The following is a 25,563-nucleotide window of genomic DNA, read 5'->3' on the forward strand; positions in this document are numbered from 1 at the left end:
GTCTTTTGGTGCCTCCACTGCTAGGGGCGCGTCCCAACGCCCGGGGCAGGTGGCTTCGGCGATCCCTGTCCTATTGAATAAGAATCTGGAGTTGAGACGGCTTTATGCAAATCATCGTTCGCGACAATAACGTCGACCAGGCGCTGCGGGCGCTCAAGAAGAAGCTGCAGCGTGAAGGCGTTTATCGTGAGATGAAGCTGCGCCGTCACTATGAAAAGCCCAGCGAAAAGCGCGCTCGCGAGCGCGCCGCAGCGGTCCGCCGCGCGCGCAAGCTGGAGCGCAAGCGCATGGAGCGCGACGGCGCCCGTTAAGGCCTGATTCGCCGATTCGCGGGGGTCGTCCGCGCGAATCGGTGCGACTTTTGTGACTTTCCGCCGCGCCGTCGGCCGGCCAGCCCGGGATAGCTGATCCATGTCGACCGTCACCGCCGTGCCGATTGCGCCGACCAAGCGCAGCTATCTCGTCTGGCTGTGGATCGGCATCGTCGCCGCGATCGCCGCGGGGGCCGCGCTGGCATGGGTCGGCACCGGCACGATTGTGGCCGAGCGCGCCGACAATGCGACCTTCCTGTCCTGGAATAAGGACAAGGCAGGCGTAACCGAGACCGCGTCGGGCCTTCAGATCGAGACGATCACCGAAGGGACCGGTGCCAGCCCGACCGACGCCGATGTCGCGCTGGTCAATTACAAGGGTACGCTGCGCAACGGCGAGACGTTCGACGCCAGCCAGCAGCCGACCCCGCTGCCTGTTGCGGGCATGATCCCCGGCTTCACCGAAGGGCTGAAGCTGATGAAGAAGGGCGGCAAGTACCGGCTGTGGATCAAGCCGGAGCTCGGCTATGGCAGCGAGGCGCGCCGCGACCAGAGCGGCCGCGAGGTGATCCCCGCCGATTCGCTATTGATCTTCGAGGTCGAGCTGCTCGAATTCCTGCCGCAGAGCGTCTATATGCAGATGATGCAGCAGCAGATGGGCGGCGTACCGGGAGCGCCCGGAGCCCCCGGCGGTGCGACCCCGCCCCCGGACGAGGGCCGCTGACGCTTCGCTGGCCGAAATCAGCTCGGGAGACGCGCTGATTTGCCGCGCCTTCAGCCTGTGAACGCAACCGGATAGACGTTGCGGCCTTCGCCCGTCGATCGTCCGATCAGATAGGCACGTTGGCGTTCCGCCTCTCCACGGGTGGGGAGGGTGACGCAGGTCGTGCTCATTTCGTCGAAAACCCAGCTGTTGCCATAAGGTGCGATGCCGTAGCGCAAAAACGCGATGAAGGACCGGCGCACTGCCGCAACGTCGCGCTCGCGCGATTCGAAGGGCGCGGTGACGATCAGGCCGCCGCCGCGCGACGAGGTGCTCACCGCACTGCAAAAACGGAAATTCGTCTGGGCCTGGGTAGGGGCTGCGGTGAGAGCCGTCACCAGGGTGAACGCGATCAAGGCGCACTTCATTGGGATTCTCGTCCTCGCGCTGTCATAACGATGTCCTATCGGCAAATCATTCGCCCGGCTACCTCGACCGAATTCGTCATTTGCGTTGTCGGGTGCGTCGATCCAAAAATCGGACAAGCGGCGCGATTCAGGTAAGCTCTTGATTGCCCGGCAGATGCTTGAAGTGTAGGGCATATGCTGCATTTGCACTCGATACGCCGCACTGCCTCGGCGATGAAACAAATCGGGACGAGTGAGGCAATGACGAGTCGTGTGGGACCTTGGCACTCTCGGATTGCCAAAGTTGCGAACTAATGGCCCTGCAGGGGGCTTGGAGACGGGGGCTCCGTAACGCATGCTGATGGCTCGAAATCGACCGAACGAACGGATGCGCGTCACGCAGTCCTTTCGCTTTCAGTTTATGAGCCTGGTGCTGCTCGCCGGCGCACTTCCATTCGCGGCTAACGGTTTTTCCCTTGGCCTGAACGATCAAATCGCACGCAACAGCGTGATTGCCTCCTTGTCCGCCGCAATTGTCGGTCTGTTGATTCAGCGCCGCATGTCCGCCTATCCTGGGACTGGCGCATTCGCCTATATTCTACCAGTCTATTCAATTACTTATGGGCTTGCCGCGATTGCGCTGCTGATGGGGCGTTTTGCCTATAGCAATTCGATGCTGCTGATCGGGTTCGGGGCGACGTTGTTGTTCACCTTCGTCGTCGCGCTGTTCATCGATCGTCGCGGGGGCGGGCGCTTCTATCTCGTTCCGGGTGGAACGGCCGACCTCAAACATGTGTCGCGGCGCTATGAATGGGTGGATCTGCAGGAACCGGTAGTGCCTCCGGTCAAACATGCCGTGATCGTTGCCGATCTCGATTGGGACCATGAACCGGCCTGGGAGCGGATGCTGGCCGAAGCCGCGATCGGCGGCCACGCGGTCTATCATGTGAAACAGCTGCGTGAATCGCTGACCGGCCGCCTCCAGATTCATCATCTCTCGGAGAACAGCTTCGGCTCGCTGTTGCCGAACCATGCCTATCGCGGCGTCAAGCGGATTTCCGACATTCTGCTGGCATTGGTGACGATCCCGATCGTCGCCCTGGCCATGCTGGTGATCGGGGTCATCATCCGGCTCGATTCGCCCGGTCCCGCGATTTTTCGCCAGACCCGCATGGGATATCGCGGACGCAAGTTCGTGATGTACAAGTTCCGCACAATGGTCGAGCGAGAAGTCGTCGAGCATGAGGACGCGAAGCGGCGCGACGCCATGACCCAGGCCGATGACGACCGCATCACCCGGGTGGGCAAATTTCTTCGCCGCACCCGGCTCGACGAAATTCCCCAGGTGTTCAACGTGCTGAAGGGCGAGATGAGCTTCATCGGTCCGCGGCCCGAAGCGATCTCCTTGTCGCAATGGTATGAGACCGAATTGCCGTTCTACACTTATCGGCACATCGTGCGCCCGGGCCTTACCGGTTGGGCGCAGATCAACCAGGGCCATGTCGCCGAGCTGGAAGATGTGCACCGCAAGCTTCATTACGACTTCTATTACATCAAGAATTTCTCGGCCTGGCTCGACATCGTGATCGCGCTGCGCACCGTCGGCATCGTGCTGCTCGGCCATGGCTGGCGCTGATGCATACAGGGTCGGCCGATATGAGCGATCGATCGCGCGCGCCTGCGATGGATTCAGCAGTCGTCGAGCCGCAACCGGCGTCGGTCAGCACGCAGGGGGCGGGGGAGCGACCGCTGCGTCTCCTCGTGCTCACGCACTATTACCCGCCTGAGGTCAACGCCCCGGCGTCGCGCCTGTCCGAAAACGCCCGCGCCTGGGTCCGGGCAGGGCATCGCGTCACTGTGGTAACCTGTGCGCCCAATCATCCGCAGGGCAAGCTGTATCCGGGATATCGTAACCGGCTGTTCCAGCGCGAGGTGATGGACGGAGTCGAGGTTATCCGTGTCTGGACATGGATTGCTGCAAATGAGGGGTTCCTGCCTCGCATCGCCAATTATGTCTCGTACCTGGTCTCGGTGGCGTTGCAGCTGTGGCGCCTCCCGTCGTCCGACATCGTGTTGTCGAGTTCGCCGCAATTCTTCTGCGGGCTGGCTGGCTGGCTGCTCCGTCGGAAGCGGCGGCCGTGGGTTCTCGAAATTCGGGACTTGTGGCCGGAAAGCATTATCGCCGTCGGCGCGATGCGCCGCGGCCTCGCGATTCGGGCACTCGAAGCGATCGAGGCATTCGCCTATCGCCGGGCCGATCTGGTGGTGCCGGTAACCGACAGCTTCGTCGGGCATATTCGCGCGCGTCGTCCTGACGGGCCGATCAGCGTCGTCAAGAACGGCGTCGACCTTTCGCTCTATCGCCATGCCGACCCCGCTGAGGTTGCGGCCTTTCGGGACGTCCACGGACTGACCGGCAAGTTCGTCGCTTCCTATGTCGGCACGCATGGCATGGCGCACGGTCTGGATGCCGTGCTCGACGCCGCCGAACGCCTCCGCGCCAGGCCCGACATCGTCTTCCTCATGGTGGGCGGCGGTGCGGAGCGCGAGCGGCTGGCCAAGGCGCGGGCGGCCCGCGGACTCGATAATGTCGTCATGCTGGAACAACAGCCCAAAACGACCATGCCGGTGATCTGGAGTGCGAGCGACGCGGCGATGGTGCTGTTGCGTCGGCTCGATACGTTCAAGAGCGTGCTGCCCTCCAAGATGTTCGAGGCGATGGCACTCGGCGTTCCGATGATTCTGGGCGTGGAGGGCGAGGCGAAGGCGCTGATGCAGGACGCCAGGGCGGGAATCGCCATCGTTCCGGAAGATGCGGAGCAGCTTGCCGATGCGGTGGTCCGTCTCGCGGATGATGCCGATCTGCGCGGCCGGATTGCCGCCGATGCCAACGCCTATGTCGTGGAGCATTTCGATCGCCAGAAGCTCGCCCATGGCTATCTGAACACGATGCGCGGGCTGCTGGACGCACGCTGATGGACCGGCGGCTTGCTTTCGTGCGGCATGTCCCGCCGCGTCGGCTGTTTCGCCGTGCGTGGCTGGTTGCCAAGCGGCGACTTGTCGATCGCGGCCTGGATTTGGGGCTGGTGACGGGCGACATGCTCGCGCAGGTGGGCGCTCCGCTGGCGGACCCGCTCCCGCATAGTCCCTGTGTCCCGAAGGGGGAGGCGGAGACGACGCCAGGCGGCAGCATCGCGCTGACGTTTCTGAACGAGCGTCAGGAATTTGCACTGCCGGTCGAATGGAACCGGTTCTCCGGCGACCCCGCCCGGCAGCTCTGGATGATGAACCTCCATTATATGGAGTATCTTCCCGCCCTGCCGGACGAGCTGTTTCAGGCGGTGATCCGGGACTGGATCGCGGCGCATGTCCGGCTGAAGCCCGGCTATTGGGCCGACAGCTGGAATTCCTATACGCTGTCGATCCGGATCGTCGTCTGGATGCAGGAGATTGCCCGCCGCCGCGATCGCCTCGATCCCGACTTTCTGGCGCTGGCCGCGCGGTCGCTCGCCAGCCAGACCGGCTTTCTGGTCCGCAATCTCGAAACCGATATTGGCGGCAACCACCTCATCAAGAATATCAAGGCGCTTGCCTGGGCGAGCGCTTTTTTCGTGTCCGATGTGGCGAAGGAGTGGCGTTCGCTGGCGATCGCGATGCTGCGGCGCGAATTGCCAGTGCAGATTCTGGGGGACGGGGTCCATTATGAGCGCTCGCCCTCCTATCACGCGCAGGTGTTCGCCGACCTGATCGATACGCGCGTGGCCCTCGGGAATGCCGCACCAGCGGTGCTCATCGATGCGCTGGACCGGATGGCTCAGGCGGTGGTGGATCTGACGCACCCGGACGGCGGCCCCGCATTGTTCAACGACGCGGGCCTGACGATGGCACTTGCCCCTGCGGACTGTCTTACGGCGTTCGCTACAGCTGGCGGAGTCGTGCCGTTGCCACGATCAATCATCAGGTTTCCCGACGCAGGATATTTCGGCGTGCGTTCGCCGGATTATTATCTGATTGGCGATGCGGGCAGGATTGGCCCGGACGAACTGCCCGCGCATTCGCATGGCGATATCGGCAGTTTCGAACTGAGCGTCGCGGGCCACCGGATGATCGTCGATCAGGGCGTGTTCCAATATGTCGTCGGCGAACTGCGTGACCGATCCCGGTCTGCGGCGAACCACAATGTGCTCCATATTGCGGGCCGCGATCAGGCGGAATTTTTCGGGGCGTTCCGGTGCGGCAGGCGTCCGGCCGTCGAGGGTGAGGCTTTGCCGGGCGAAGCCGACGGCATGTTGATGATCCGCTCGGCGCATGACGGATATGGGATAAGGGTAGAGCGCGAGATCCGGACCGATCATCGGCGGATCACGATCACCGATACGCTGGGTGGCGACGGCGCCCGAACCGCCGCATCGGCGACCTTGCTGCTTCACCCGAACGTGGTCGCGTCACCGGGTTCCGACGGAGTCCTCCTCGCCGTAGGCGACGCGCGCGCGATCGTACGCGCGGACGCGCCGGTGGAAATCGAGCCCGCCGTTCACTGGCCGGACATGGGGGTGGAAGGGTCGACGAGTCGGCTCCGTTTCCGTCTGACTGAGGGGCGGCAACAACTCGTGACGACAATCGAAATTCTTTCCGACCGGAGTAAAGCGAGATGATCGTCGCTTCTTGGAAGCCGCGTAATTCGACGGTAGGAGCCTTGCGCCACGGCGGCTGCTGTTCCGCGTTTCGATCTTCACCCTGCACAAACTTTAACGAGCGAGACAGACATTGAGCCTTCCCACGATCGATCAGTTGCGCGTCGCCGTCATCGGACTCGGCTATGTCGGCCTGCCGCTCGCCGTCGAGTTCGGCAAGCGTCGCCCCGTTATCGGCTTCGATATCAACACCACGCGCATCGCGGCACTCAACGATGGACATGACAGCACGCTGGAAGTCGAGTCTGAAGAACTGAAAGAGGCTGCATATCTTCGCTTCACGACCAGCCTTGATGATCTTGCCGACTGTAACGTCTTTATCGTCACGGTGCCGACGCCGATCGACGCGCACAAGCGGCCCGACCTCACGCCGCTGCTGCGCGCATCGGAAACGGTGGGCAAATGTCTCAAGCGCGGCGATATCGTGATCTATGAATCGACGGTCTATCCCGGCGCGACCGAGGAGGACTGCGTTCCGATCCTCGAACGGGTGTCCGGCCTCACCTACAACCAGGATTTCTACGCGGGCTACAGCCCGGAGCGGATCAATCCAGGCGACAAGGAGCACCGTCTTCCGACGATCCGCAAGGTCACTTCCGGTTCCACCCCCGAAGTCGCCGATCTGGTCGATCGCCTTTATGGTGAGATCATCACTGCGGGCACCTACAAGGCGGAGTCGATCCGCGTGGCCGAAGCGGCGAAGGTGATCGAGAATACCCAGCGCGACCTCAACATCGCGCTCGTCAACGAACTCGCGATCATCTTCAACCGCATGGGCATCGATACCGAAGCGGTGTTGAAGGCGGCGGGAACCAAGTGGAACTTCCTGCCCTTCCGCCCGGGACTGGTCGGCGGGCACTGTATCGGCGTCGATCCCTATTATCTGACCCACAAGGCGCAGACGATTGGCTACCATCCCGAGATCATCCTCGCCGGTCGCCGACTGAACGACGGGATGGGCGCCTATGTCGCGTCCCAGCTGATCAAGGCGATGCTGCGGCGGCGCATTCAGGTTCACGGCTCTCGCGTGCTGCTGATGGGGCTGACCTTCAAGGAAAACTGCCCTGACCTGCGCAATACCCGGGTGGTCGATATCATCGCCGAGCTGGAGCAATATGGGATGGCGGTCGATGTCCATGATCCATGGGTCGATGCGGGCGAAGCCCGGCATGAATATGGCGTCAGCCCGGTGTCCGAGCCCGAGGCGGGCGCCTATGACGCGATCATCCTTGCTGTGGCACATGATGCGTTTCGTAAGGGGGGCGCGGCGGCGGCGCGGGCTTATGGGCGTGCCGAGCATGTGCTGTACGACCTGAAATATGCTTTCGCGCCGGAGGAGGCCGATCTGCGGCTTTGATCGTGCGACCGACTGGATGGAAGGGTACGAGATCATGACCCAGGACTGGCGTGCGCGTCGCCCGGCGCTGTTTCTCGATCGCGACGGCACGCTGATCGAGGACGAAGGCTATACGGTGCGGGTTGAGGATCTGCGGTGGCTGCCCGGCGCGATCGAGGCGATCCGCCATGCCAACAAAATGGGCGCACTGGTCTTTGTCGTCACCAACCAGTCGGGGATCGCGCGCGGGCTGTATTCTGAGGCGGACATGCGCGCCTTCCACGCCCATATGCTTGCGCAGCTGGCCGAACATGGCGCGCGGATCGACGCATTCTATCACTGCCCGTATCACCCCGACGGCACCGTCGCACGTCTCGCCCATGCCGACCACCCCGACCGTAAGCCCGCTCCGGGTATGCTTCGTCGCGCGCTCACCGAATTTCCCGTCGATCCTGCCCGTTCCGTGATGATCGGCGACAAGGATCTCGACGTCGAAGCCGGCGTGCGGGCGGGAGTGCGCAGTGTGAAGGTGGCGCCCGGCGCGCTGCTGGACGCGGTGCGGCATGAACTCGCCGCTGCAATCGCGCGGAACTCGCGGGCTGCACCCGATGGCATAGCGCAGGCGGCGCGCGAGGCGCGTGCCTGGCTGTTCGACACTGCCTTTCCCTTCTGGTGGACGACCGGCTTCGACCGCCGAACCGGGTGCTTTCACGAACAGATTGCACGCACGGGCGCGCCGGTCGCTATGCCGCGACGGGTGCGCGTGCAGGCGCGGCAGACCTTCGTCTATGCGCGCGCTGGACGATTGGGCTGGGATGGCCCGTGGCGCGAGGCGGTCGAGGCGGGGCTTGGCGTGCTGCTGGAGCGCGGCCTCAATCCCGATGGCGGGACGCGTCACCTGCTATCCAACGACGGCGTGCCGATCGATGACCGACGCGATCTTTATGATCTTGCCTTCGTCCTTCTGGCGCTTGCAGAGGGCGGGGCAGCGCTTGGTGGCCACGCGCCTGCCTTTGCTGCGGCGAACCGGCTGGTGGAATGGCTCGACGCGAACTGGGTCCACCCTGAGGGCGGGTATCGCGAAGGCGAGATCGACCCGTCGCTGCCCCGCCGCCAGAACCCCCATATGCACTTGCTGGAGGCGTTGCTGGCGCTGCACGCGGCGACCGACGAGGACGCGCATCTACATCGCGCGCAGCGGCTTGGAACGCTCGCCCGCGAGCGGCTCTATCGGCCCGACCATTGCGCGCTGCCCGAGTATTTCGCGGACGATCTGGGCCCGTTTCCGGGCGAAACCGGCGAAGTGATCGAGCCGGGCCACCAGTTCGAGTGGTGCTATCTCCTCGGCGAGCTGGCCGAGCGGTCAGGCGCGGTCGATCCGGTTGCCGAAGCGTTGCGCGCCACCGGCGAGATCTATGGCGTGGATCACGCCACCGGCATGGTTCATGAAGAAGTCTATCTCGATGGCCGGTCGCGCAAGACAAGTTCGCGCTTGTGGACTCATACCGAGCGTCTAAAGGCCAGTCTCAAGCGTTTTGCGAGGACGGGAGATCCCGCCGCCTCGGCCGCGGCATGTCAGGCGTTCGAGATGATGATGTCCTATCGATTGCCGGAAAACCCTGCCCTCTGGTCCGAACGGCGGACGGCCGAGGGTGGATTTGTAGACCAGGCCGTTCCGGCGTCCAGCCTTTATCACATCACCTTCGCCCTTTCGGAACTGATCGCAGCAGGGGAACGTCTCGATGGCGACGCCTAGGCCGGTCACCCGGTTCGAATATGGGATTGCAACGACGATCGTTGCCGCGACGATCGTCATGGCGTCGAGCTTTTCCTATTTCTTTGTCGGCCCGGTCCCGATCTGGTTGGCGCTTGGCGCTGCGGGGTTGGGTCTCGCGATCATCTATGGGCGGCTGTTGCCGGCCTGGGAGCTGTCTGCGGAACTGCGCTGGATCGTTGCCGCCTGGCTATCGCTGATTCTTATCGCTGGTGCGCTGGATATATTCGGCGACATGCCCCGCGATTTCATGGCGGGCGCAGTCCTCAATCTAATGACCTTCTTCGTGTTTCTGGGATTGTTTGCCCTCGCGACGTTCACCGACAACAGGCGGGTTGTAGCGACGATCATCGCGATCGCGGCATTCCAGGCGTTGCTTGGCATCGCCCAGTTCTTCGGATCAGGTGCCGCCTGGCGATTTCCCGACATGATGGCGGGGATTTTTCCCATGTTCACCCGCCTCGAATATGATGCCGTGTTCGATGTTTCGTTGATGTCGTTCGAGCAGGTGGGGCGCGTGCGGGGAAGTCAGCCGGTCGTCCATGTGTATAATCAGATCCAGGCCCTGCTAGTATCTTTCTCCGTGGTCGTTGCGTTGACCGACAATGGAATCAGTTTCGGGTCGCGATTGCGCAACATGGCCGCATGGGGCGCGATCGGATTAGGCGTTATCGGCGTGTTTCTCAGCTTTTCGCGCTCGGGAATTCTCGCGATCCTTGGGGCCGCTGTGATCGCCCTGGTACTCAATCCCAAACCGTCGCGAATCCTGATCGCATCAATCGGCGCTGCGGTGGTTCTCCTGGCGCTGATTTACCTGGGTTTCTCCGATTCCTCGCAATTCTATCGCCTGACCCAGAGCCTTGATGAGGGGAACACCAATCTGGAGCGGTTCAGTCACCTTGAACATGCCTGGCGCAACTTCCTCAACAACCCGCTGATCGGGGCATCCGGCCCAAATGGATATCCGGACCTGTCGCTGCCCATTCACTCGGTGCCGATGCGCTATCTGAACGATTACGGACTGATCGGTTTCGTGCTGTACATGTCCGTGTTCGGCGGCTTCGTCGCATTGTTTGTGCGGCGGTTGAAAAGCCCGAGTCCGATCGTCAGTGCCTGGGCGGGTTGCGGTATTGCGGCGCTGCTTGTCGTGGTGGTCGATAGCTGGACGCATTCGAGCGGCTTTTTGCGGCGTGATCTGATGCAGGCCGCGATGCTGGGGTTCGTCGCAGGGGCGATGCTCGCTGCGGAATGGCGGGCGGGACTCGGATGGAAGCGAGTCCCCAGGGCCCAGCATCCTGGGTCGATGCCGGCACGCGCTGCGTAAGGGGACAGGTTAGTGAATCGTATTCGCGTATTGCAGGCGGCGTGCGCGCCCGTGGAAGTCGCGGGCCAGGTGGCGGGGATCACCGGACCTGAACGGCGGGCGGCCAACCTTGCGCCGCGTTGGCAGGAACTGGGCCTGGATGTCGTCATCGCCTATCCGCAGCGTGGCGCCCTGTGGGGCGAACTGGAGGCCACCGGCCTCACCCTCGTCGATTTTGAACTGCGCGGCTGGAGGGATTTCGCAGGCGCCAGACGCATCAAGGAGGTGGCGCGGGTGCACCGTGTCGATCTCATCCATTCGCAAGGCGGCGCAGCGCTCGATCTCGCCTGTGTCCGGGCGGCGCGCAGCTTGGGGATCGCATCGCTGGTGACGCGGCCGGTTATGATCGCGGACAATGTAAACCGATCGCGACTGGCGCGGGCGATCCATGGCACGGTCGATCGCCATTTCACGCTTCGGCTGGCCGATGGGGTCGTTGCCGTCAGCAAGGACGGCTTCGACCGGCTTGCGCCGGTGGTCGGGCGACAGCGGCTCCATCTCGTCCACAATGGCGTTAAGCCCTTTGCCGGGTCTGCGGGCGGCGCGTTGCCGGGTCCGGTGGCGCGCCATCACGTCGGAATGATCGGCCATTTGCTCGACTATAAGGGCTGGGACGATTTCCTGCGCGTCGCGAAAGTGCTAAGCGACGACGGGCATGATGTCGCGTGGCACATCGTTGGCGAGGGGCCGGAGCGCGCGTCGCTCGAAGCGATGGCCCGCGATTTCGGTATCGCCGACCGGGTCTTATTTCACGGGCTGCTGCACGATGTGACACCGGTCCTGGCAGCGCTCGACCTGTTTTTGTTCACCAGCCATCGCGAGGGGCTGTCGGTCGCAGTCCTCGAAGCGATGAGCGCGGGCCTCCCCCTGGTGGCGACCGATGTCGGCGGGATCGCCGATCAGGTGATCGAGGGGGAGAACGGATTCATCGTGCCTGACGGCGACGTCGCGGCCGCGGCGGCGCGGGTATGTATGCTCGTCACCGACGACGCGTTGCGCGAGCGGATGGGCGCGGCGTCGCGGCAACGTATGGAGGCGCATTTCTCCGAACAGGCGATGCTGTCCAACTATACGGCGCTTTATCGCCAGCTGGCACGCTGAAGAAACGCAGGGGAATTTAGGCGTGGCGACGCTCGGCATCTTTACCGTGAAGCTCTTTCACCGTCACGAGGGGCGCTATTACACCAATGGCGGCTTTGGCGATTATCTGGCGGGCATGTGTCGCGTGTTCGATCGCGTGGTGATGCTCTGCAAGGTGCGTGAAACGCCGCCCCCTTCCGGCTTTTATCGCGTCGATCATCCCAATCTGACGATCGTCACAATACCCGGCTGGCCCACCGAACTCGGGGCAATGGCCGTGCAGCCGCTTGCCTATATGCGTGGCGTGCGTGCGATGGCCGATGTCGATGTGATCCACGCGCGAATGCCCGACTGGACCGGGGTTACCGGAGCGCTCGTGGCGCGGCGGCTAGGCAAGCCGTGTTTTCATCAGATCGTCGGGGATACCGGCGCGCTCGCGCGCACGATTCCGTTGACCAAGGGTTTCGGTCTTGGCGCCGGGCTTCGGCTTGCGCTCGGTCTTTATGACTGGTGCGAGCGTCGGGTCTCGCGGGGGCAGATGGTCTTTGCCCAAGGCAAGGCCGCATATGAGAAACATCATCAAGCCGCCGAACGGCATCTCGTCCTGTCTACCGCGCATAGTTTGAAGGATATGGGGCAGGTGACTCCGCGCTGCGCAGGCGATCGACTGCGCATTCTTGCGGTGGGGCGGCTTCAGGCGGTCAAGAACCAACAACTGCTGATCCGCGCGCTGGCGCGGCTTCGCGCGCAGGACCCCCGTTGGGAACTCTGCATCCTGGGGGAGGGGCCGAAGCGCGCCGAACTCGAAGCGCTCGCGGACGAATTGGGCGTGCGCGCCCATGTCCACATGCCAGGTGGCGTTTCGCATGGCCCGGATCTGTGGCGCGCCTATGACGAGGCCGATATTTTCGCGCATCCAAGCGTCAGCGAAGGGACGCCAAAGGTCGTGCTCGAGGCGATGGCCCGCGGCTGCCCGGTCGTGGCGTCGGACGTCGGTGGAATTCCGAGCGCGGTCGAGGACGGGGTTCGCGGCATCCTGGTCCCGCCCGAGGATCTTGACCGTCTCGTCGCGGCTTTGGCCCATATGGCTGCCGATGCCGCCTTCCGGGCGGACTGCCAGAATGCCGCCTGGGCATTTGCGAAGCATCATACGATCGAAGAAAGCGACCGCTATCTCGCCGATCAGGTCGTCCGGCGCTGGCCGACCCTGTCGCCGCTGCGGTCGCGATGAGCCAGCGTATCGGTATAATGGTCCATCACGGGCTGGGCGACGTCATCAGTGCGCTCCCGGCGATCCATGCGGTTGATCGCCTGATCGGTCCGGGCGGACGCCTGGAGATCGTGGTGAAGTCGCGGCTCGAAGCCGGCCTGTTCGAAGCGGTCGACTGGCAGGCGGCGAAACACACCCATATCCTGTCGGGCGGGTCGAAATGGCGCCGCCTGTTGCGTATGTTGCACGTTGCATGGGCGCTGCGCCGCGCCCGGTTGGACATCTTCGTCATGCCGCACATGACCTCGGAGCGGTTCGCGCGTCTGCTCGGGGGGCTCGTCGGGGCGCGGCGCACGGTCGTTCCCGGGAACGAGGCCATGACTCCGGGGGGTGCCGTTCTTCCGCGCCCAGGCGAGCACAAGGCGGAGTTGTTCGCGCGCTTCTTTACGACTGCGGATCTGCCCATCGCGCAGGACGAATTGCGGTTCCCCGACCTGAGCGCCACCGAATCCGTGCAGGACGGTACGGCGCGCAGGATCGTGCTCGCCCCGGCCGTCGGCACGAAGATCGAACAGCACAAGGCGTGGCCGGAAACGGCGTTCGCCCGACTGGCCGAGCAGATCGCGGATCGCTGGCCGGACGCCGCGATAGAGCTGTTCGCCGCCCCGCCCGAACGCGCCGTGCTCGACCGGGTGTTCGCGGAGATATCGCCTGAACGACGTGGCCGCGTCACCCTCTCGACCCCGGCGACACCCGCACTTGCGGCCAGCTCGCTGAGCGGCGTGGCATGTGTCGTCACGGCGTGTTCGGGTGCGTCGCATCTGGCGGCCTGGGCGGATGCCCCGATCGTCGGCCTGTACGGACCGACCAATCCGGGCTTCACGGGGCCGTTTTCTCGGCGCCTCTACCCCGTTCGATTGGGTTGGGCGTGCTCGCCCTGCTACCGCCCAGGCTTTGTCAGCGGGTGCGCCGCGCCCGGCTGCATGACTGGCATCACAGTCGATATGGCATGTGCGGCGGTGGCGGCCGCGCTCGATGACGCGCCGACGCCTTCGTGCCGGGGACTTCGCACGACCGATGCCGTTGCGCCCGATCGACGGGTGTCATGAAGCGGCGCGTACTGAAGGCGGCCGGGTGGAACCTGGCGGAGATCGGGGTCAAGAACGGGCTGGCGCTCGCCTTCACCATCGTGTTGGCGCGCTTGTTGACGCCTGCCGATTTCGGTCTCGTCGCAATGCTCAGCATGTTCGTCGGGATCGCCACCACGCTTGCCGAAGGCGGGTTGGGCGCGGCGTTGATCCAAACCCCAAAACCCAGCGAGACCGACAAGTCGACGCTGTTCTGGGCGCAGCTGGGGCTGGCACTGGTATTGGGTGCGGCGCTGGCGGGACTGGGGCCCTGGCTTGCGGCCTGGTTCGATCAGCCTGTCCTGACGCCACTGGCGATCGCCTATGGCGTCAACCTGCTGATCGGAGCTCCCGCCAGCATTCAGATCAGCCTGTTCTATAAGACACTTGATGTCCGCGCGATCACCCTCACTTCTCTGATCGCACAGGTCGCCGGTGGAGCCGTCGGCGTTGGCGTCGCGCTCAGGGGCGCGGGACCCTGGGCAATCGTTGCCCAGGCCATCGTCGCCTCCGGGGTGACCACCGCGATGCTGTGGCTTCAGTCGAGCTGGCGACCACGCCTGACCTTTTCGTGGAATTCGCTGCGGCAGCTTGGCGGCTTTGGCGCATCGAGCGTCGGGATCGGGATGCTCGCGGAGGTCGAATCGCGGATCGCATCGCTGACGATCGGGCATTTCGCCGGGCCTGCCGACGCCGGCCAGTATCAGCGGGCGGCGAGCTTTCAGCTGTTGCTCGCGCGCCTGATGTCGGGCGTCGTCACGCGGGTTGCCTTTCCCGCATTCTCGGCCGTCCAGCACGACCGCGCCCGATTGGCAAATGCGCTGCGCGAGGCGGCGTTCATCAATTTCGCAGCGACTGCGGCGATCATGTGGTGCGTCGCTCTGGTCGCCGACCCGCTGGTACGCCTGCTCTTCGGTGCGCAATGGGGCCCGGCGGCCCCCGTGTTGCAGGCGCTATGTCTCGCGGCGGGATTTTATCCGGTCTATGCGATCTTCTCGAAGGCATTGCGGGCGGTCGGACAAAACTGGTTGGTGTTCGCGCAGCATCTGGTCCGCGCGGGTGGCATGTGCGCGGTGGCGCTGGCATTTGGCGGCTATGGATTTTCTACCCTGGCTTGGGCGCAGGCCGGGTTTTTGATCCTTATGCTCCCCATGGGTGCGCTCGCTGTCGCGCGATCGATCGGCTATGGCGTGCGTGGCCAGATCGCGGATTTCGCTCCGATCGTTGTTGCGGGTGCGCTCATGTGGCCCGCTGCGCTGGCGGTGGATCCGCTTGTCGATCATCTCAACATCCTGATGCGGATCATCATTGTGGCTTCGCTCGCCATGTTCGTCTATCTCGCCGCCATCGGACTGTGGCTCCGTCTGATCCCGCCGCGCGCCGGGCGGATGGCGATGGAGACGCTGTCCATGGTGCTGAGACGGGGGCGGCACAGTGGGGAACAGTCATCGTGATGTCAGAAGCCTGCGCTTACTCCCGAACGCTTTCCCATCGCGCGCAATTGCCGTCCATTCGCTGAAGAGGTTCCCCGATGCTTACCGTCCCTAGCCCGCGTCATTGGAGCAATGTCGAGCTTCGCAAGGTGCTCGCCCATCTTCCACCATCCGCGAATGTCATCAATGTCTCCGGCTGGAAGGATGGCGATAAGGAAGGCGGTCTCTACCGGTCCTATTTCGCCCCTGGCGCGCGCTACACCGTGTCCAACTATGGCGATGATACCGCGCGGGGCGGGGAAGGGGCGCACACCGCCGTTTCGCTCGACCTTGGGGCCCCGGCTCCAGCCGAGCTGGAGGGCACGTTCGACGTCGCCTTCTCGCACACTGTGCTCGAACATATCGAAGACCCGGTGTTCGCATTCAATCAGATCGCCAAACTGACTAGCGACCTCATCATCACCGTGGTTCCGTTCAAGCAGAAGATGCATTTCGAACCCGGTCAGTTCGGCGACTATTACCGGTTCAGCCCGCTCGCGATGCGGCGCCTGCACGAAAAGGCGGGGTTCACGGTGCTGTACGAATCCTACACGCCGCCGCCTACGCTTGACGTCTATCTCTTCTATGTCGGAACCCGCCAGCCCGAGCGCCATCGCGACTTTCCGATCCAGCTGCCGCCGATTGAGGCCCTCAATTTCAAGGTCGGCGGGTTCAATGCGGCGGATCTGGCACGCAATGTCGCGAGCCGCGCGGTTGGAAAGTTCTTCAAGCGTTGAACCAAAGGTGGGCCGAAATCCGGAGCAACGAAGCGATAGTTGAGGTGGTACATGTCCGGTGATCTGATTCTGGTTACGGGCGGGGGCGGATTCATCGGCTCCAACGTCACGGCCGCGCTTGCCGCGCGCGGGCAGCGAGTGATCGTCTGCGACTGGCTCGAGACGGGCGACAAGTGGCGGAACCTTGAAGATGTCGATCTCTACGATATCGTTCCGCCGACGCTGCTGAACGAAACGCTCCGCAAGCATGACGATCGCATCTCGGCGATCGTGCATATGGGCGCGATCAGCGCGACCACGGAGCGTGATGCCGACCGGCTGGTGGAGAATAACGTCCGTCTGACGATCGACCTTTGGGACTGGAGCATCGCCAGCGGCGCGAGTTTTCTCTACGCATCGTCCGCAGCGGTTTATGGCGACGGCGCGCAGGGGTTCGATGACGACTGGAGCGTGGAGGCGCTCGCCCGGCTTCGTCCCCTCAACGGCTATGGCTGGAGCAAGCTGGTCGCGGACCGCCGCTTCGCCCGCGATGTGGCCGAAGGCGCGCCGACGCCGCGTCACTGGGCCGGGCTGCGCTTCTTCAACGTCTATGGCACGCGGGAGGAGCATAAGGGGTCGATGCGTTCGGTGGTCAGCCAGATCACGCCGCGGGTGACTGCGGGCGAGCGGGTTACCTTGTTCCGCTCGCACCATCCCGATTATGAAGATGGCGGTCAGCTGCGCGATTTTGTTCATGTCGATGATTGCGTGTCGGTGATCCTCTGGCTGCTCGATCATCCGGAAGCGAACGGTATCTTCAACCTGGGGACCGGACAGGCGCGCAGTTTCCGCGATCTCGCAACGTCGGTGTTCGTCGCGCTGGACCGCGACCCGGCGATCGACTTTGTCGACACCCCGGTGGAGATCCGCGACAGGTACCAATATTTCACCCAGGCGGAGATGGGGCGCTTGAGAGCGGCGGGATATGACCGCCCGTTCGCCTCGCTTGAAGAAGGCGTGGCGGGGACCGTGCGCGACTGGACGCAGCGCTACGGCGGGAACCGCTGATGCGACGCGACGAACTCGGGTTCGACCGTGCCCGCGCAGTCATTCTGGGCGATGTGATGCTCGACCATTATGTCCGCGGCAGCGTCTCGCGCGTGTCCGAGGAGGCGCCGGTCCCGATCATCCATGTCGTTGAGGAGCGCTATGTCCCTGGCGGCGCCGCGAACGTCGCCGCCAATGTTGCCGCGCTGGGCGGTGTCGCGACCCTGATCGGTGTGATCGGCGCGGACGCGGCGGGCGCGCGGCTGCGGCATGAGCTCTCGACACGCCCGGGCGTCATCGACCTGCAACTGGTGGAAAGCGAAGCGCGACCGACGACGCTCAAGACCCGCTATCTGGGCGGCAACCATCAGATCGTCCGCGTCGACCGCGAGCAGCGCGAGACGATCTCGGATGAGACGACAGCCCGGATTCTGGCGGCGCTCCAGGCCGCACTGGCGGGTGCGGGGGTTCTGATCCTCAGCGACTATGCGAAGGGTCTCCTGTCCGATACCGTTCTGGCCGGCGCATTCGAACATGCCCGGGCGGCGGGCGTGCCTGTGCTGGTCGATCCCAAGCGATCGGACCTGTCGGCCTATCGCGGCGCCAGCGTCATCACGCCCAACCGCAAGGAGCTGACCGCGGCCACTGGCCTGTCGTGCGCGAGCGAGAGCGATTGTGAGCGCGCGGCGAGCCACGCGATTGCAGCCTCGGGCGCAGACCTGTTGGTGACCAGGTCCGAGCAGGGAATGAGCTATTTTCGCGACGGCGCGGCGCCCATCCACAGCGCGGCCAAGGCGCGGGAAGTGTTCGACGTTTCGGGTGCTGGTGATACGGTGGTCGCCACCTTCTCGCTCGCCCTCGCCGCGGGTCACGATACGGCGTCGGCAATGCACCTCGCCAATGTCGCGGCGGGCATCGTCGTCGGCAAGCATGGCACGGCGGCGATCGAGCAGAATGAGTTGGTCGCGGCGCTCAACGAAGCGCGAGCGGTGGATGAGACGGCGGTCGTCGCGATCGATCGCGACCGCGCGGCCATCCAGTGTGCGCGCTGGCACGAAGAGGGGCTGTCGATCGGATTCGCCAATGGCTGTTTCGACCTCATCCATCCCGGCCATATCCGGCTGCTCCAAGGCGCGGCGGAAAGTTGCGACCGGCTGGTCGTCGCGCTCAATTCCGACGCATCGGTGAAGCGGTTGAAGGGGCCGGAACGTCCGTTGCAGGACGAAGCATCGCGGGCCGAGGTGATGGCGAGCATCAAGGGGGTGAGCCTGGTCACGCTGTTCGACGAGGATACGCCGCTCGAACTGATTCGCCTGCTGCGCCCCAATGTCATCATCAAGGGCAGCGACTATCGCGAGGACGAGGTGGTCGGCGGCGATCTGGTCAAATCCTGGGGGGGGCGGGTGCATCTCGTCGAACTCAAGCAAGGGCATTCGACCACCCGCATCGCGACGCAGATGCGTAACGGCACGGCGGAATCCGCCGCCTGACCCGCGCCTGCTGACATCATATTCAGGACTGCACGACCAATGCTGATCGACATCATCGCCGGAACCCGGCCCAATTTCATGAAGATCGCCCCGATCATCCGGGCGCTCACCACCCGGTCGGCGGAGGGCGGGCCGCTGCGCTTCCGGCTGATCCATACCGGGCAGCATTATGACCAGCGCATGTCGGGCGCGTTCTTTCAGCAGCTGGAAATCCCCGAACCCGATGTCAATCTGGAGGTTGGTTCCGGCACCCAGGCCGAACAGACCGGAGCGATCATGGTCCGCTATGAGCAGGTCCTGATGGATCGCCGCGCCGACCTGTGCCTGGTCGTGGGCGATGTGACGTCGACGATGGCCTGCGCGATCGCGGCGCAGAAGCTGCATGTGCCGGTGGCGCATGTGGAGGCGGGAATCCGGTCGGGAGACTGGTCGATGCCGGAGGAGATCAACCGGCTGGCGACCGACGCGGTCACCAACTGGTTCTTCACCACCAGCGCACATGCCAATGCGAACCTGCGCCGGTCGGGTGTCGAGGAGGACCGTATCTTCTTCGTCGGCAACACGATGATCGACACCTTGCTCTACAATATCGACCGGTTCGTGCCGCCGGTGTTCGACGGCGCGGCGGATCTGGAGCCCGGGCGCTATCTCGTCGTTACGCTGCATCGCCCGTCCAATGTCGACGATGTCGGGCGGTTGCGGGCGATGCTCGATGCGATTGCAGGAAGCGCAGCCGGTATTCCGGTGATCTTCCCTGTTCATCCACGCACCGCAAAGACGCTGGCGAGCGTGCCGGTGCCCGAAACGCTGCGACTGATCGAGCCGCAGCCCTATCTGGAATTCAACTGGCTGGTGAAGCACGCGATGGGCGTCATCACCGATTCGGGCGGGGTCACCGAGGAAACGACCGTGATGGGTGTCCCCTGTATGACATTGCGCGATTCGACCGAGCGGCCCGAGACGGTGGAGACTGGAACGAACGCGTTGCTCGGCACTGACCCGTCCGCCATTCCCCCGGCGCTGGAACGATTGCTGGCCGGCCAATGGAAGCAGGGCGGCATCCCCGAATTATGGGACGGCAAGACCGCGCCTCGGATCGTCGCCGAACTCGAACGTCTGCTCGCTCGCGCGCGTTGATCCCCGGTTCGCGCGGGGTTCAGGCGATGCTGGTTGTCGCGCCAGCCATGGGGTCGCCGTCTTTGGGGCGGCGTCGCGCCTGTTCCGCGAACCAGGTTTCGATATAGCGGAACGAGTACCATGAAACGATGCACGACGCTGCGACCAGCGCCAGCATCGTCAGTGGATAGGGCCAATAGACACCGGTAATCCCGAGCGCGATCACCCCAGCGCGGATCACGAACATGTGCAGCAGGTAGAGCGAATAGCTGCTGTCCCCGACGCGGCCGAAAATGCCTGCAACGTCGTTCGCCGGGCGCAGGAAAACGCCGGCAGCCACAAGCAGGCTCGCGAACAAAATGGACCATGGCGTGACCCCTTCGCCGGAACCGGGGACATGGCGGGCTTGGAAAAACGCTGCGGCAATGGCGAGGATTGCGAGCGCGACGGGCCAGAACGCCCAGCCCGGCCCGCGCCAGTCTATCCGGCGCGACAGGACCGAGAGCCACATTCCGATGACGAATTCCAGGATATAGGGGGCCGACCAGAAGGCTAGCGCGCCCGGCTCGGGAAAATAGGGATGGAGCGCGGCGAGGCTGACAAAGACCAGCGTCAGCGCGGCAAGTGCCCAGCGCGGCCGCAGAAACATTGCCCCGGCAAAGAATGCGTAGAAAAACATCTCGAAATTGAGTGACCAGCCCAGCGCATAGACCGGCCCGATGCGGCCATCGGGTGCGGGCCAGGGCAGGAATGCGTAGGATGCGACGACATGCGCGATCGAAGTGCTGTCCCGGTTGACGGTCCCTGCCGCTAGCATCGCGATGGCAAGATAGAGCGTGGTGCAGAGCCAGTAGAAGGGGACGATTCGCCAGAAACGTCCGTTCAGGAAACGCAGGACCCGTTTGCCGCCCTGACCCGCGCGGTCCAGATTGGCGTGGCAGATGATGAAACCGCTGATGACGAAGAAAATCTCGACCCCGAACGGCCCGGGAAGCGGGAAATCGACCTGCACACCGTGAAGTCGGGCGACGTCGGCAGCCGAATGACTGAAGGCAACGATGATCGCGGCAAGCGCGCGCAGATACTGAACGTTGATGACAGTGGGTTTCGAGGTCTGAGAGGGAACCAAGCGTCCTGACCTTCCGGCTAATGGCGGTGCAGCACCATGGTCTGCCCCCTTGCCCTAGCCGCATCGGCGCAACGGGGAAACCCGGCATTGCGCGTGGTTCGCGTCGCTTGTCCGCATGACGCCCTTCGCCTAGGGACTGGGCTTGGGCATTCTGATTTCTGGTGAGCGACTTGGCCTTTCGACCACGCGAGCATGTTGGCGCCCTCCCGTTGCGGGACAGCGGGGCGATGCGTTTCTGGATCGTCGTTGCGGCGCTTGCCCTGTGCTTGCTGCTGGGCGGGTCATCCCGTCATGATTCGATCCTGCTGCTCGCATTGCGACCGCTGCTGGTGTTGCTGGCAGCTGCGCTTCTCGCCTTCTTCCCTCCGCGCGGGCTGCAACCGGTGCGGTGGCTGATAATTTTGTGGGCGTCGCTGGCCGCCTGGATCGCCCTGCAACTGGTGCCGCTGCCGCCGACCTTGTGGGCGGGATTGCCCGGGCGTGAGAAATTCGCGGAAATCTATTCTGCAGCCGGCATGGACATTCCCTGGCACGCGCTGAGCCTTGCCCCCGACAGGACCTGGAGCAGCCTGCTGACGCTGTTGCTGGCGCCCGCCATCATCCTGTTCGGCCTCGGCGAGTCGGATCGCGAGCAGCGCGCGCGGTTGATCCCGATCCTCGCGCTGTTCGCCGCGGCGAGCGCCTTTCTTGGAGCGGTACAGATGGCGTCAGGGGAAGTGTCGCCCTTTTACTTTCATCAATATGCCAATCGCGATGCACCGATCGGGTTTTTGGCGAACCGCAATCATCAGGCCGCCTTTCTCGCGATGACCCTTCCGCTGTTGCGGTGCTGGGTCGAGTTGCCCTCCGCGGACGCGCGCCGTGCGTTCGCGCGGAACGTGATTGCGGGTATCTTTGCGATGCTGATCGTCGTGATGACGCTGGTTTCGGGTTCGCGCGCGGGGCTCGTCCTGTTGTGCCTTGCGATCGCGCTGGCGGCATTTGGTGGGCGACCGCGCAGCGGGCGGGGACGGTTCGGCGTGTCTGTCCTGGTCGGCATCGTCACCCTGGCGCTTGCCGTCGCGGCAGCTGCGGTCATGTTCCTGGGCCGGGCACAGTCGATCGATCGCGTGTTCGATCTGGAGGTCGAGCAGGAGCAGCGATTTACCAGCCTGCCGATCTTTCTCGACATGATTCGCGACTTGATGCCGGTCGGAAGCGGCTTCGGCACGTTCGACCATCTTTTCCGGAGCTATGAGCCGGATTCGGCGCTTTCCGGGACCTATCTCAACAACGCGCACAATGACCTGGCCGAACTGGCGATTACCGGGGGAGTCCCCGCCCTGCTTATTCTCGCCGCGTTCCTGCTTTGGTGGGGCTGGGCGACGATTCGCGCATTTCGGGTCGTGTCGGGGCCTGTCGATGCCGTGATTGCGCGAGCATCCGCGTCGGCGCTGCTCATCCTGCTGCTGGCAAGCCTCACCGATTATCCGTTGCGGACGCCATTCCTCGGCGCCGTATTCGCGGCGCTGTGCGTGCTGCTTCAGCTTGGGATCACCGGGACGCGAAACGCTGGCGCAGCGGTTGCAACACAGGTACGTTGAGGGTAACGCTCCAACGCGCTCTTCGCGCGTGCAGATCGGGAAGGTGAATGTGCGGAAGCGGCTGTTTCTCTTGGCGATCCTTGGCGCGCTGACCAGCGGGTGCAGTAACCCCAGCTTTATCGGGCGTCCCGATCTTCAACTGGTTGAGGGCGGCGAGTTGCCCGCCCCCACGCGCGAGGACCTGACAGTCCCGGCGCGGCCCTATGTGATCGGTCCGTCTGATCAGTTGGTGATCGATGTCTATGGCTTGCCCGAATTGTCGCGAACGCTGACCGTCGATCTTTCGGGACAGGTGGCATTGCCGCTTGCCGGTCAGATCAAGGCATCGGGGCTGACCGCATCCGAGCTTTCGGATGTGATCGCCGATCGGCTGCGTCAGGGATATGTGCGCGATCCGCGCGTGACCGTCGGCGTTGCGGTCGCCGCCAACCAGGTCGTGACGGTGGACGGCGCGGTGTCGCAGCCAGGCGCCTATCCGGTGTTGGGCCGGATGTCCCTCATGCGCACGATCGCCCGTGCATCCGGCACCACCGAATTCGCGCGAGAGAACCATGTGGTCGTGTTTCGCCGCTCCGGTGGCCGCGAATATGCGACGCTCTACGATCTGCGCGCGATCCGGCTAGGCATGTATCCGGATCCGGAAATCTACACCAACGATGTGATTGTCGTCGGGGAGTCGCGCGCGCGGCGTGTCTTTAAGGACGTGCTGGCATCGTCTGCTCTTATCACCGCGCCTGTCGTGGCGTTGATACGATAAAAAGAAGGCCCGTCTGATGAATGTGATCCCAGCCGAGCGGGGGGGGCGAATGCCCGCGTCCCGCGAGATGTTCGCCAGGGAATTGGACGAGCCGACACCGGCGGCCGAAACGCCCCGTATCTCGCCACTGATCTATATTCTCGGAATCGCACGGAAGCGGAAGTGGGAGATTATCGCTTCCGTTGTAGGTTGTTTCCTGATCGGACTGGTGCTGACCTTGCTCGCCACGCCGCTCTATACGGCGACCGCGACGCTTGAGATACAGCGGGAATCCCAGAATTTCACCAATGTCCGCGGGGCGGAAGCCGGCTCGGACCGGGCGATCGATCCTGAATTCTACGAAACCCAGTTCGGCCTGCTCAAGTCGCGTTCGCTCGCCGAGCGGGTGGTTCGCGACCTGCGGCTCCACGACGATCCCAAATTCTTCGAACTCTATCAATCGGGCATCGTCGAAACCGGCTTTTCCAATGGACGGCCGATTGCCGCGCAGGCCGATCGGCGCCTGCGCGCTGCGACGCAGATGGTGTTGAACAATATCCGTGTCGATTCGCAGCGTTTTTCGCGTCTGGTCGAGATTTCCTATACCAGCCCCAGCCCCGACCTGTCGAAGCGCGTGGTCGATGCGTGGGGACAGCATTTCATCGCCGGTACGCTTGAGCGCCGCTTCGAAACCACCTCCTATGCGCGCAAATTCCTCGAGGATCGCCTCGCGCAACTGCGTCAGCGCATTGAGGAAGCCGAGCGGCAGCTCGTCAATTATGCCGAGCAACAGGGCATCGTGAATCTCCCGGTGGAAGCGACCGGCGGAACCGGCGGTGCCCCCAGTTCGGAACGGTCGTTGATCGCGGAGAATCTGACGACGCTGAACCAGGAGTTGGCTCGGGCGACGGCCGACCGAATCCAGGCAGAGAGTCGCCTTGGATCGAGCGGCGGACAGGTCGCCGAGGCGCTGGGCAATCCTGCCATTTCCGCACTGCGGACCTCGCGCGCTGACCTCGCCTCACAATATGCCAAGATGCTGGAGCAGTTCGAGCCGGATTACCCACCCGCGCGCGCGTTGCAGCAGCAGCTTCGCCAGATCGATCGGGCGATCGCGACGGAGGAGCAGCGCGTCAAGGGCGCGCTCTCCCAGGTTTATCGCGCTGCCCTCGACCGCGAGCAGCAACTGCAAGCGCAGGTCGATGGGTTGAAGTCGGGAATGCTCGACGTTCGCCGTCGCAGCATCCAGTACAATATCATTAAGCGTGAAGTGGATACCAACCGCGAACTCTATGACGGCCTGCTTCAGCGCTACAAGGAGATCGGTGTCGCCGGTGGCGTTGGCGTCAACAATATTTCCATCGTCGATCCGGCCGAGCGCCCCGTTCGCCCGTCCAGCCCGCGGATGATGATCAATCTGCTGCTCAGCCTGCTGATCGGCATCGGCCTCGGTGGCTTGATTGCAGTGTTGCTCGAACAGTTGAGCGACAGCTTCGACGACCCGGCGGAGATTCCGGAGGCGCTTGGTGCCCCGCTCCTTGGAACGGTTCCAAGGGCGGTGGATGCGGATCCGTTGATTTTGCTCGCTGATCCCAAGGAGTCGATGACCGAAGCCTATATGTCGCTTCGGACCAGCCTGTCTTTTGCGACCGAGCATGGCTTTCCGCGTTCGCTGGCGATTACCAGCTCGAAGCCGGCCGAGGGCAAATCGACAACATCCTACGCGATCGCGAATTCGCTTGCGCGTGCCGGCGCGCGGGTGGTGCTGATCGATGGTGACATGCGGTCGCCGTCATTGCATCGTATGCTCGAACTGGATGGCGCCACGGGCCTCAGCAATTATCTGTCGGGCGATAACAATGTCGAATCGATGCTGCGCCGCTCCGGGCATTCCGAGCTGCTGTTGCTGCCGGCGGGGCCGCAACCGCCCAACTCTGCCGATCTTTTGTCCGGCGACCGGTTTGAACGGCTGATCGGCGAGCTGATCGAGCGTTTCGACCATGTCATCGTCGATGCGCCGCCGGTAATGGGTCTGGCGGACTCGCCGCTGATCGCGAGCAAGGTGGAGGGTGTCGTCTTCGTCGTCGAAGCCCATTCGACGGGCAAGAGCGTCGCGCGCGTTGCGCTCTCCCGCCTGCGCGCAGCCCATGCGCATCTGCTCGGCGTGATCGCCACGAAGTTCAACACCAAACGCGCGCACTATGGCTATGGCTATGATTACGGCTACGGCTATGGCTATGGTCGCCAAAGCGGCGAGGGGACGGAGTGA

The 25,563-nt window shown here is 63.8% G+C and carries 21 protein-coding genes; 19 read left to right on the top strand and 2 right to left on the bottom strand.

Features of this window, described 5'->3' with window-relative positions; all coding sequences use genetic code 11:
- Positions 1-104 precede the first annotated feature (104 nt).
- Positions 105-311, top strand: coding sequence for a 30S ribosomal protein S21 (gene rpsU / locus FPZ54_RS16555; protein WP_010162663.1), 207 nt, complete (start codon positions 105-107; stop codon positions 309-311).
- Positions 312-411: 100 nt separating this feature from the next.
- Positions 412-1,035, top strand: coding sequence for an FKBP-type peptidyl-prolyl cis-trans isomerase (locus FPZ54_RS16560; RefSeq protein ID WP_145848932.1), 624 nt, complete (start codon positions 412-414; stop codon positions 1,033-1,035).
- Positions 1,036-1,085: 50 nt separating this feature from the next.
- Here FPZ54_RS16560 and FPZ54_RS16565 read toward each other — a convergent pair whose 3' ends face one another.
- Entirely contained in the window at positions 1,086-1,442 is a 357-nt protein-coding gene (locus FPZ54_RS16565) for a hypothetical protein (protein ID WP_186456803.1), read from the bottom strand.
- Positions 1,443-1,980: 538 nt separating this feature from the next.
- Between FPZ54_RS16565 and FPZ54_RS16570 the strand changes: the two genes are divergently transcribed.
- The 14 genes from FPZ54_RS16570 to wecB all read left to right on the top strand — a co-directional run bounded on the left by FPZ54_RS16570 (position 1,981) and on the right by wecB (position 19,867).
- A complete protein-coding gene (locus FPZ54_RS16570; RefSeq protein WP_186456804.1) occupies positions 1,981-3,057 on the top strand; it encodes a sugar transferase in 1,077 nt (358 codons plus the stop codon).
- 20 nt (positions 3,058-3,077) lie between these two features.
- Positions 3,078-4,397 carry a glycosyltransferase family 4 protein gene (locus tag FPZ54_RS16575; protein WP_222428322.1) on the top strand — a complete coding sequence of 440 codons (1,320 nt, stop codon included), beginning with the start codon at positions 3,078-3,080 and terminating at the stop codon, positions 4,395-4,397.
- On the top strand, positions 4,397-6,076 hold the full coding sequence (locus tag FPZ54_RS16580) for a heparinase II/III family protein (protein WP_145848935.1): 1,680 nt from the start codon (positions 4,397-4,399) through the stop codon (positions 6,074-6,076). The genes FPZ54_RS16575 and FPZ54_RS16580 overlap by 1 nt, the downstream gene beginning before the upstream one ends.
- Positions 6,077-6,188: 112 nt before the next feature.
- On the top strand, positions 6,189-7,472 hold the full coding sequence (gene tviB / locus FPZ54_RS16585; RefSeq protein WP_145848936.1) for a Vi polysaccharide biosynthesis UDP-N-acetylglucosamine C-6 dehydrogenase TviB: 1,284 nt from the start codon (positions 6,189-6,191) through the stop codon (positions 7,470-7,472).
- A 16-nt stretch (positions 7,473-7,488) separates the two neighbouring features.
- Complete coding sequence (locus FPZ54_RS19970) at positions 7,489-9,207, top strand: HAD-IIIA family hydrolase (protein ID WP_338419567.1); 1,719 nt, start codon at positions 7,489-7,491, stop codon at positions 9,205-9,207.
- A gap of 127 nt (positions 9,208-9,334) precedes the next feature.
- On the top strand, positions 9,335-10,549 hold the full coding sequence (locus FPZ54_RS16605) for an O-antigen ligase family protein (RefSeq protein WP_186456806.1): 1,215 nt from the start codon (positions 9,335-9,337) through the stop codon (positions 10,547-10,549).
- A gap of 12 nt (positions 10,550-10,561) precedes the next feature.
- On the top strand, positions 10,562-11,689 hold the full coding sequence (locus tag FPZ54_RS16610; RefSeq protein ID WP_145848938.1) for a glycosyltransferase family 4 protein: 1,128 nt from the start codon (positions 10,562-10,564) through the stop codon (positions 11,687-11,689).
- A 22-nt stretch (positions 11,690-11,711) separates the two neighbouring features.
- Positions 11,712-12,899: a glycosyltransferase gene (locus tag FPZ54_RS16615; protein WP_145848939.1), complete on the top strand. Its 1,188-nt coding sequence runs from the start codon at positions 11,712-11,714 to the stop codon at positions 12,897-12,899.
- Positions 12,896-13,987: a glycosyltransferase family 9 protein gene (locus FPZ54_RS16620; RefSeq protein ID WP_145848940.1), complete on the top strand. Its 1,092-nt coding sequence runs from the start codon at positions 12,896-12,898 to the stop codon at positions 13,985-13,987. The genes FPZ54_RS16615 and FPZ54_RS16620 overlap by 4 nt, the downstream gene beginning before the upstream one ends.
- Positions 13,984-15,459, top strand: coding sequence for a lipopolysaccharide biosynthesis protein (locus FPZ54_RS16625; protein WP_145848941.1), 1,476 nt, complete (start codon positions 13,984-13,986; stop codon positions 15,457-15,459). The genes FPZ54_RS16620 and FPZ54_RS16625 overlap by 4 nt, the downstream gene beginning before the upstream one ends.
- 77 nt (positions 15,460-15,536) lie before the next feature.
- Positions 15,537-16,214, top strand: a complete 678-nt coding sequence (locus FPZ54_RS16630) for a class I SAM-dependent methyltransferase (RefSeq protein WP_145848942.1) — start codon at positions 15,537-15,539, stop codon at positions 16,212-16,214.
- A gap of 51 nt (positions 16,215-16,265) precedes the next feature.
- The gene (gene rfaD, locus FPZ54_RS16635) at positions 16,266-17,261 is read left to right on the top strand and encodes an ADP-glyceromanno-heptose 6-epimerase (RefSeq protein ID WP_222428324.1); all 996 of its coding nucleotides are present in this window, start codon (positions 16,266-16,268) and stop codon (positions 17,259-17,261) included.
- Complete coding sequence (gene rfaE1, locus FPZ54_RS16640; RefSeq protein ID WP_145848943.1) at positions 17,261-18,730, top strand: D-glycero-beta-D-manno-heptose-7-phosphate kinase; 1,470 nt, start codon at positions 17,261-17,263, stop codon at positions 18,728-18,730. Before rfaD ends, rfaE1 begins: the two co-directional genes overlap by 1 nt.
- Positions 18,731-18,769: 39 nt before the next feature.
- Positions 18,770-19,867, top strand: coding sequence for a non-hydrolyzing UDP-N-acetylglucosamine 2-epimerase (gene wecB / locus FPZ54_RS16645; RefSeq protein WP_145848944.1), 1,098 nt, complete (start codon positions 18,770-18,772; stop codon positions 19,865-19,867).
- A 19-nt stretch (positions 19,868-19,886) separates the two neighbouring features.
- Here the strand turns inward: wecB and FPZ54_RS16650 are convergent, their stop codons facing one another.
- Positions 19,887-20,975, bottom strand: a complete 1,089-nt coding sequence (locus FPZ54_RS16650; RefSeq protein WP_145848945.1) for an acyltransferase family protein — start codon at positions 20,973-20,975, stop codon at positions 19,887-19,889.
- 227 nt (positions 20,976-21,202) lie between these two features.
- Between FPZ54_RS16650 and FPZ54_RS16655 the strand changes: the two genes are divergently transcribed.
- From FPZ54_RS16655 to FPZ54_RS16665, 3 genes are read left to right on the top strand one after another with little or no spacing between them, the layout of a single operon-like run.
- Complete coding sequence (locus FPZ54_RS16655; RefSeq protein WP_145848946.1) at positions 21,203-22,558, top strand: O-antigen ligase family protein; 1,356 nt, start codon at positions 21,203-21,205, stop codon at positions 22,556-22,558.
- A 49-nt stretch (positions 22,559-22,607) separates the two neighbouring features.
- Positions 22,608-23,315, top strand: a complete 708-nt coding sequence (locus tag FPZ54_RS16660) for a polysaccharide biosynthesis/export family protein (RefSeq protein ID WP_239019613.1) — start codon at positions 22,608-22,610, stop codon at positions 23,313-23,315.
- Between the two features lie 49 nt (positions 23,316-23,364).
- Positions 23,365-25,563, top strand: a complete 2,199-nt coding sequence (locus tag FPZ54_RS16665) for a GumC family protein (RefSeq protein ID WP_186456807.1) — start codon at positions 23,365-23,367, stop codon at positions 25,561-25,563.

Source organism: Sphingomonas suaedae (assembly GCF_007833215.1).
GTDB lineage: Bacteria > Pseudomonadota > Alphaproteobacteria > Sphingomonadales > Sphingomonadaceae > Sphingomonas > Sphingomonas suaedae.

What these genes read in the sequence shown, in the direction of transcription:
- rpsU (WP_010162663.1), top strand. Translation starts at nt 105, where the DNA reads ATGCAAATCATCGTTCGCGACAATAACGTCGACCAGGCGCTGCGGGCG.
- FPZ54_RS16560 (WP_145848932.1), top strand. Translation starts at nt 412, where the DNA reads ATGTCGACCGTCACCGCCGTGCCGATTGCGCCGACCAAGCGCAGCTAT.
- FPZ54_RS16565 (WP_186456803.1), bottom strand. Translation starts at nt 1,442, where the DNA reads ATGAAGTGCGCCTTGATCGCGTTCACCCTGGTGACGGCTCTCACCGCA.
- FPZ54_RS16570 (WP_186456804.1), top strand. Translation starts at nt 1,981, where the DNA reads ATGTCCGCCTATCCTGGGACTGGCGCATTCGCCTATATTCTACCAGTC.
- FPZ54_RS16575 (WP_222428322.1), top strand. Translation starts at nt 3,078, where the DNA reads ATGAGCGATCGATCGCGCGCGCCTGCGATGGATTCAGCAGTCGTCGAG.
- FPZ54_RS16580 (WP_145848935.1), top strand. Translation starts at nt 4,397, where the DNA reads ATGGACCGGCGGCTTGCTTTCGTGCGGCATGTCCCGCCGCGTCGGCTG.
- FPZ54_RS19970 (WP_338419567.1), top strand. Translation starts at nt 7,489, where the DNA reads ATGGAAGGGTACGAGATCATGACCCAGGACTGGCGTGCGCGTCGCCCG.
- FPZ54_RS16620 (WP_145848940.1), top strand. Translation starts at nt 12,896, where the DNA reads ATGAGCCAGCGTATCGGTATAATGGTCCATCACGGGCTGGGCGACGTC.
- FPZ54_RS16625 (WP_145848941.1), top strand. Translation starts at nt 13,984, where the DNA reads ATGAAGCGGCGCGTACTGAAGGCGGCCGGGTGGAACCTGGCGGAGATC.
- FPZ54_RS16630 (WP_145848942.1), top strand. Translation starts at nt 15,537, where the DNA reads ATGCTTACCGTCCCTAGCCCGCGTCATTGGAGCAATGTCGAGCTTCGC.
- rfaD (WP_222428324.1), top strand. Translation starts at nt 16,266, where the DNA reads ATGTCCGGTGATCTGATTCTGGTTACGGGCGGGGGCGGATTCATCGGC.
- rfaE1 (WP_145848943.1), top strand. Translation starts at nt 17,261, where the DNA reads ATGCGACGCGACGAACTCGGGTTCGACCGTGCCCGCGCAGTCATTCTG.
- wecB (WP_145848944.1), top strand. Translation starts at nt 18,770, where the DNA reads ATGCTGATCGACATCATCGCCGGAACCCGGCCCAATTTCATGAAGATC.
- FPZ54_RS16655 (WP_145848946.1), top strand. Translation starts at nt 21,203, where the DNA reads ATGCGTTTCTGGATCGTCGTTGCGGCGCTTGCCCTGTGCTTGCTGCTG.
- FPZ54_RS16665 (WP_186456807.1), top strand. Translation starts at nt 23,365, where the DNA reads ATGCCCGCGTCCCGCGAGATGTTCGCCAGGGAATTGGACGAGCCGACA.